Raw genomic sequence first — 6598 nt, 5'->3', positions numbered from 1 at the left:
CGAACACCGGCGCAGCCGGTGCCAGGCACCGCGTCGCCTGCTTCGAGGGCAAGCCCGCTCCCACAATGAATCGCGCAGGCTTTTCAAATTTTGGGAAAGACAGTTGCTCCTACAGGTTGAGGTGTCGCGTGGCCCTGAGGCTTTGCCGGTGTCCGCGGGCGTCATTATTCAGCGCAAAAAAAAGCCGCTGCAAGCCGCAGCGGCCAATCGAGACGTTAGATCAAGGAGCTTCAAAATCTACGTCAGTGCACCTCGCAGGCCTGAAAGGCGGGGGGGAGAGCCCTTCATGCCGGCCAGTGAGTAAAGAATAAGCGCTTGATCCCGTAGGAAAAATAGCCGCTTATGACATTCACCTTTACGTTTCGGGCAACAGTTGCGCAACTGTTCAAGCCGCGGGCGAGTAGCCCATTCGCCAGCTGGTTTCCCGCGTTGCCGCCAGCAACCGCTGTGCCGCCGGGCCATGCTCGTCGGCATGGAAGATCGATGTAGGCCCGACCACGGTCATCACCGCCGCAACCTGCCCCAGGGCATTGAATACCGGGGCCGACAATGCATCCACGCCCGGCATCAACAAGCCGTGTACATGGTGCAGGCCACGTTCGCGTATGCCGGCCAGTAGCGCTTGATAATCGTCGGCAGAGTGCTGCAGGGCGGCCAGTTCACGATCACGCAGGTCCACCGTTTCCCGCTCGGGCAGGTAGGCAGCGAACACCAACCCGGTCGATGAGCTGAGCAGCGGCAGCACCGAACCGATCTGCGTCACCACGGTCACCGCCCGCACCGCGGGCTCGATGCTGACCACGGTCGCGCCCTGGTTACCCCATACGGCGATGAAGCAGCTTTCGTTCAGTTCGTCGCGCAGTTGCGACAGGGGCAATGCAGCAATTTTCAGCACGTCGATGCTGCCCAGCGCCGCCAGCCCCACCCGCAATGCCTCACGCCCCAGGCCGTAATGGTTGGTGGCAGCATCCTGTTCGGCAAACCCGCTGGCGATCAATGCCTGCAGGTAGCGGTGCACCTTGCTCGCCGGCATCTGCACATGCTCGGCCAGGCGTGACAACGAGGTGGAAGGGGCCAATTCAGCCAAGGCCTTGAGGATGTCGGTGCCGACCTCCGCAGAGCGGACTTTCTGCTTGCCGTTGTCGGCGGTGGTACTGGCTTTGGCCATGGACAGCTGCTTCCGGATTCTTCAGTCGGGCCTTTATAGCTTGACGCCATGCGTGGAGCAAATTACGTTATTCGTAATCTGATTACGATAAAAACAATGCAGACCCGCTGCCGCCCACCCCAGGGCCTGCAGCCAACTGCCCGCAACGGCTCGGCCAGAGCCCGGAGGCACCGATGAATCGCGATCCATCACCCGACCTTCACTACCTCAGCGGCTTCGGCAACGAGTTTGCCAGCGAAGCGCTGCCCGGTGCCTTGCCGGTCGGGCAGAACTCGCCGCAGCAGGCGCCCTACGGGCTGTACGCCGAACTGCTGTCCGGCACGGCGTTCACCATGGCCCGCAGCGAGCTGCGGCGGACCTGGTTGTACCGTATCCGCCCCTCTGCCTTGCACCCACGTTTCGAGCGCCTGGCGCGCCAACCGCTACAGGGCCCGCTGGGGGGCATCAACCCCAATCGCCTGCGCTGGAGCCCCCAGCCGATTCCCGCCGAACCCACCGACTTCATCGAAGGCTGGCTGCCGATGGTGGCCAACGCCACGGCAGACAAACCGAGCGGCGTGAGCATCTACATCTATCGCGCCAACCGCTCCATGGAACGGGTGTTCTTCAACGCCGATGGCGAACTGTTGCTGGTGCCGGAACAGGGCCGTCTGCGCATTGCCACCGAGCTGGGCGTGCTGCAGGTCGAGCCGCTGGAGATTGCGGTGATCCCGCGTGGCATGAAGTTCCGTGTCGAGTTGCTCGACGGCCAGGCCCGCGGCTACATCGCCGAAAACCACGGCGCCCCCTTGCGCCTCCCGGACCTGGGCCCGATCGGCAGCAATGGCCTGGCCAACCCGCGGGATTTCCTCACCCCGGTGGCGCACTACGAAGAAACCACCGGCCCGCAGCAGCTGGTGCAGAAGTTTCTGGGTGAGCACTGGGCCTGCGAACTGCAGCATTCGCCGCTGGACGTGGTTGCCTGGCATGGCAGCAACGTGCCGTACAAGTACGACCTGCGCCGCTTCAACACGTTGGGTACGGTCAGTTTCGACCACCCGGACCCGTCGATCTTCACCGTGCTGACTTCGCCCACCAGCGTGCATGGCCTGGCCAACATGGACTTCGTGATCTTCCCGCCGCGCTGGATGGTGGCCGAGAACACCTTCCGCCCACCGTGGTTCCACCGCAACCTGATGAACGAGTTCATGGGCCTGATCCAGGGTGCCTACGATGCCAAGGCCGAGGGCTTCCTGCCGGGTGGGGCGTCGTTGCACGGGGTGATGAGCGCCCACGGGCCCGATGCCGAAACCTGCGAAAAAGCCATTGCCGCCGAGTTGGCCCCGCACAAGGTCGACAACACCATGGCGTTCATGTTCGAGACCAGCCAGGTGCTGCGCCCGAGCGTGCAGGCGCTGCAATGCCCGCAATTGCAGACCGACTACGATAGTTGCTGGGCCACCTTGCCGAGCACCTTCAACCCGAACCGGAGATAACCCATGAACCACACTGCCATTGCCCGTAGCTGGGTCGAGCACGCCAACGGGCACAGCGACTTCCCGCTGCAGAACCTGCCAATGGGCATCTTCAGCCGGCCAGGTGAAGCCAGGCGCTGTGGCGTGGCCATTGGCGACGCAATCCTCGACCTGGAGGCGGTGCTGGCCGCCGGCCTGTTCGACGGCGCAGCCAAGGCTGCCGTCGAGGCGACCCGGGGTGGGGCACTGAACGCATTCTTCGCATTGGGGCGCAGCGCGCGGGTGGCCCTGCGCGAACGCTTGCAGGCATTGCTGGGTGAACACAGCGAACACCAGGCGGCGCTGAAGCCGGCCCTGCTCAACGCCGGCGACTGCCAGTTGCACGTACCGGCGCAGATCGGTGACTACACCGACTTCTACGTGGGTATCGAGCACGCCAAGAACGTCGGCAAGCTGTTCCGCCCCGACAACCCGTTGCTGCCCAACTACAAGTACGTGCCGATCGGTTATCACGGCCGTGCCTCGACCATCCGCCCCTCGGGTACCGAGGTGCGCCGGCCAAAGGGGCAGACCTTGCCGGCCGGGCACACCGAGCCCAGCTTTGGCCCCTGTGCGCGCCTGGACTACGAACTGGAACTGGGTATCTGGGTAGGCCAGGGCAACGCCATGGGTGAAGCGATTGCGGTAGGTGATGCTGCCGAACACGTGGCCGGCCTGTGCCTGCTCAACGACTGGTCGGCGCGCGACATCCAGGCCTGGGAATACCAGCCGCTGGGGCCGTTCTTGTCGAAAAGCTTCATTACCAGTATTTCGCCGTGGGTGGTCACCGCCGAGGCGCTGGCGCCGTTCCGCTGCGCCCAGCCGGCCCGGCCGCAAGGCGACCCGCAGCCACTGCCGTACCTGCTGGACGAGCGCGACCAGGCTGCGGGCGCGTTCGATATCGAGCTGGAAGTGCTGTTGCTGACCGCGCGCATGCGTGAGCAGGGCCTTGCCCCGCACCGCCTGACCTTGAGTAACACCCGCAGCATGTACTGGACCGTGGCCCAACTGGTTGCCCACCACAGCGTCAACGGCTGCCAGTTGCAGCCGGGCGACCTGTTCGGCTCGGGCACCCTCTCCGGTGCCACCCCTGGCTCGTACGGCAGCCTGCTGGAAATCACCGAAGGCGGCAAACTGCCGGTGGAGCTGGCCAGTGGCGAGGTGCGCAAGTTCCTCGAAGACGGTGACGAGATCATCCTGCGCGCCCGCTGCCAGCGTGACGGCGTGGCCAGCATCGGCTTCGGCGAATGCCGTGGCACGGTAGTCGCGGCCAACTGAGGGGGCAGGGCATGGAGCTGTACACCTATTACCGTTCCACCTCGTCGTACCGGGTGCGCATCGCGCTGGCACTCAAGGGCCTGGCCTACCAGGCCTTGCCGGTGAACCTGCTGCAAGGTGAACAGCGTGGCGCCGGCTACAGGGCCGTCAACCCGCAGGGCCGCGTGCCAGCCTTGCGCAATGACGGCGGTGAAGTGCTGGTGCAGTCGCCGGCGATCATCGAGTACCTGGAAGAGGTGTACCCACAGCCCGCCCTGCTGCCGGCCAATGCCGAGCGGCGGGCCAAGGTGCGCGGTGTGGCGGCGATCATCGGTTGCGACATTCACCCGCTGCACAATGTCAGCGTGCTGAACCGGCTGCGCCAGGGCGGTCAGGACGAGGCCCAGGTGAACGACTGGATCGCACACTGGATCAGCCAGGGGCTGGCGGCCGTGGAACAGTTGATTGGCGATGAGGGTTTCTGTTTTGGCGATACCCCGGGCCTGGCCGATGTGTACCTGATTCCGCAGTTGTACGCGGCTGAGCGTTTCGCTGTCGACCTTGGCGGTTGCCCGCGCATTCAACGGGTTGCCGCACTGGCAGCCGCGCACCCGGCATTCGCCCAGGCCCACCCGGCCCGGCAGCCGGACACCCCGGCTCAGTGAAGTGAGCGGTTCGCCGCCGGAAGCTTGCCGATGCGCTCGCACAGCTTCAGGCGCTGGACCGGGTCTTCCGTCAGCAGCAGGGCATGCTCCAGGTCGTAGCGTTCGGCTTGGGGGCAGTCCAGGTGTTGGTAAAGCGAGGCGCGGGTCATGTAGTCCGCGACCTGCACCGGCCCTAATTGCATGACCCGTTCGGCGTCGATCAACGCCGCCAGGTGGTTGTCATTGCTGATATGCAGTTGGCGCAGGTTGCGCGACAGGCGCTGCAGCATCTGCTGCGCGCTGGCGGTGCGCAGGTGCTCTGCCGTCAGCGGGAGGTCGGGGCCAAACTGGCGTGCCAGCAGCTCGCGACAGTCGCTGGGGTACAGGCGCCTGCCGCCACAGGGGTCGAGCAGGTGGTCGGCACCCGGCACGCGCAACAGGAAGTGCCCGGGAAAACCCACGCCCTCCAGCGGTATGCACAAACGCCTGGCCAGCTCGAGGGCGAGGATGGCCAGGGCCAGCGGTTGGCCTCGGCGGCGTTGCAGCACCTTGTCCAGCATGGCGGCATGTGGCCGCAACGGCAGGTATTCGTCTTGCACAAACCCCAGTGCATTCAGTTGGCGCAGCAGAGGCTGTGCCAGTTCACTCAACGGTAGCATGGGCAGGTGGGCACTGATTTCGCGCTGCAGGTCGTGCACGGTGGCAAGGCTGGCGGCAGGCGCGACGTTAGGGTCGTGCTCGGCGGCAACCCACAATGCGGCTTCCAGCAGGGCGACGGGCTCGCGTTCCAGGCAGGCCAGGCAGGCTTGACGTGGGTTCATGGGGCTTCTCCACACTCGCTTGAGTATTAGCTGCCGTGCGGGGTTTCGTCCAGTGGTCTGCCGGCGGCTGCAAACATGAGGCCGGGCTTATACTGGGTGCAGCACCTGTTGGGGAGCCTGTCGATGTTCGCGCTGATGCAAAGCACCCGTACCCAGTCACTGCACTTGTTCACCGACCCGCCCACGGGCCTGAAAGCGGTGGTGGCGATCCACAGCCAGCAGTTGGGGCCGGCGCTGGGTGGCTGCCGCTACCTGCCGTACGCCGATGACGAAAGCGCCATGGCCGACGCCATCCGCCTGGCCCAGGGCATGAGCTACAAAGCGGCACTGGCGGGCTTGCCCGTTGGGGGCGGCAAGGCGGTGATCTTGCGCAACCCGCATGTGGAAAACCGCGCAGCTTTGTTCGAGGCCTTCGGCCGCTTCGTCGATACCTTGCAAGGGCGTTTCATCATTGCCGTGGACAGTGGCACCTCGACCCTGGACATGGACTGCATCGCCCAGAGCACGCCGCATGTGACCAGTACCACGGCCTCGGGTGATCCCTCACCGCATGCGGCAATGGGGGTATTCGCCGGCATCCGCGCCACGTCCTATGCCCGCTTGGGCAGCTACAACCTCGAAGGCCTGCGGGTAGCGGTGCAAGGGCTGGGTAATGTTGGCTACGCCCTGGCCGAACAACTGCATGCGGCGGGGGCGGAACTGTTGGTGAGTGACCTGGACACAGGGCGGGTACGGCTGGCTGTTGAGCAGCTCGATGCCCACCCGGTGACCCACGATGCGTTGATCAGCACCCCCTGCGACATCTTTGCCCCGTGCGGTGTGGGGCCCGTGCTGAACGGGCAGAGCGTGATGCAACTGCGCTGCGCGGCAGTGGCGGGGGCGGCGAACAACCAGCTGACCACCTTGCAGGTGGCTGACCAGCTGGAGACCCGCGGGATACTGTATGCGCCCGATTACGTGATCAATGCCGGTGGCTTGATTTACGTGGCGCTCACCCACCGTGGCGAAGACCTGGGCACCATCACCTCGCACCTGGCACGCATACCTTCGCGGCTGACCGAAGTGTTCGGCCATGCCCAAGCAGAGAAACGCTCGCCGGCGCGGGTGGCGCAGATGTTGGCGGAGCGGTTGTTGTATGGCTGACGGGGTTTGTGTTGCATGCACCGGCCTCATCGCTGGCAAGCGAGCCCACGGGGATCGCATCAGGGCTGACAG

6 protein-coding genes are annotated in these 6598 nt (G+C 65.1%); 4 read left to right on the top strand and 2 right to left on the bottom strand.

Annotated features, from left to right (window positions below):
• Nucleotides 1-385: 385 nt before the first annotated feature.
• Nucleotides 386-1168, bottom strand: coding sequence for an IclR family transcriptional regulator (locus tag B3361_RS13075; protein ID WP_009682676.1), 783 nt, complete (start codon nt 1166-1168; stop codon nt 386-388).
• 173 nt (nt 1169-1341) lie between these two features.
• Between B3361_RS13075 and hmgA the strand changes: the two genes are divergently transcribed.
• From hmgA to maiA, 3 genes are read left to right on the top strand one after another with little or no spacing between them, the layout of a single operon-like run.
• Entirely contained in the window at nt 1342-2643 is a 1302-nt protein-coding gene (hmgA, locus tag B3361_RS13070; protein WP_054906053.1) for a homogentisate 1,2-dioxygenase, read from the top strand.
• A gap of 3 nt (nt 2644-2646) precedes the next feature.
• Nucleotides 2647-3939, top strand: coding sequence for a fumarylacetoacetase (gene fahA, locus B3361_RS13065; RefSeq protein WP_054906054.1), 1293 nt, complete (start codon nt 2647-2649; stop codon nt 3937-3939).
• Nucleotides 3940-3950: 11 nt separating this feature from the next.
• On the top strand, nt 3951-4583 hold the full coding sequence (gene maiA, locus B3361_RS13060; RefSeq protein ID WP_054906055.1) for a maleylacetoacetate isomerase: 633 nt from the start codon (nt 3951-3953) through the stop codon (nt 4581-4583).
• Here the strand turns inward: maiA and B3361_RS13055 are convergent.
• Nucleotides 4577-5383, bottom strand: a complete 807-nt coding sequence (locus B3361_RS13055) for a SirB1 family protein (protein ID WP_054906056.1) — start codon at nt 5381-5383, stop codon at nt 4577-4579. The genes maiA and B3361_RS13055 overlap by 7 nt on opposite strands.
• Before the next feature lie 123 nt (nt 5384-5506).
• Here B3361_RS13055 and B3361_RS13050 point away from each other — a divergent pair, with 123 nt between their 5' ends.
• Nucleotides 5507-6526, top strand: coding sequence for a Leu/Phe/Val dehydrogenase (locus tag B3361_RS13050; RefSeq protein WP_009682681.1), 1020 nt, complete (start codon nt 5507-5509; stop codon nt 6524-6526).
• Nucleotides 6527-6598: the final 72 nt, after the last annotated feature.

It is taken from the genome of Pseudomonas sp. UBA6699 (genome assembly GCF_002454615.1).
GTDB lineage: Bacteria > Pseudomonadota > Gammaproteobacteria > Pseudomonadales > Pseudomonadaceae > Aquipseudomonas > Aquipseudomonas juntendi.
Note: the sequence above shows the minus strand (reverse complement) of the source record. Positions and strands in the feature narration are given on the sequence as shown.

Bases quoted from the DNA above. Each gene is read 5' to 3' on its own strand.
- B3361_RS13075 (WP_009682676.1), bottom strand. From the start codon at position 1,168: ATGGCCAAAGCCAGTACCACCGCCGACAACGGCAAGCAGAAAGTCCGC.
- fahA (WP_054906054.1), top strand. From the start codon at position 2,647: ATGAACCACACTGCCATTGCCCGTAGCTGGGTCGAGCACGCCAACGGG.
- hmgA (WP_054906053.1), top strand. From the start codon at position 1,342: ATGAATCGCGATCCATCACCCGACCTTCACTACCTCAGCGGCTTCGGC.
- B3361_RS13050 (WP_009682681.1), top strand. From the start codon at position 5,507: ATGTTCGCGCTGATGCAAAGCACCCGTACCCAGTCACTGCACTTGTTC.
- B3361_RS13055 (WP_054906056.1), bottom strand. From the start codon at position 5,383: ATGAACCCACGTCAAGCCTGCCTGGCCTGCCTGGAACGCGAGCCCGTC.
- maiA (WP_054906055.1), top strand. From the start codon at position 3,951: ATGGAGCTGTACACCTATTACCGTTCCACCTCGTCGTACCGGGTGCGC.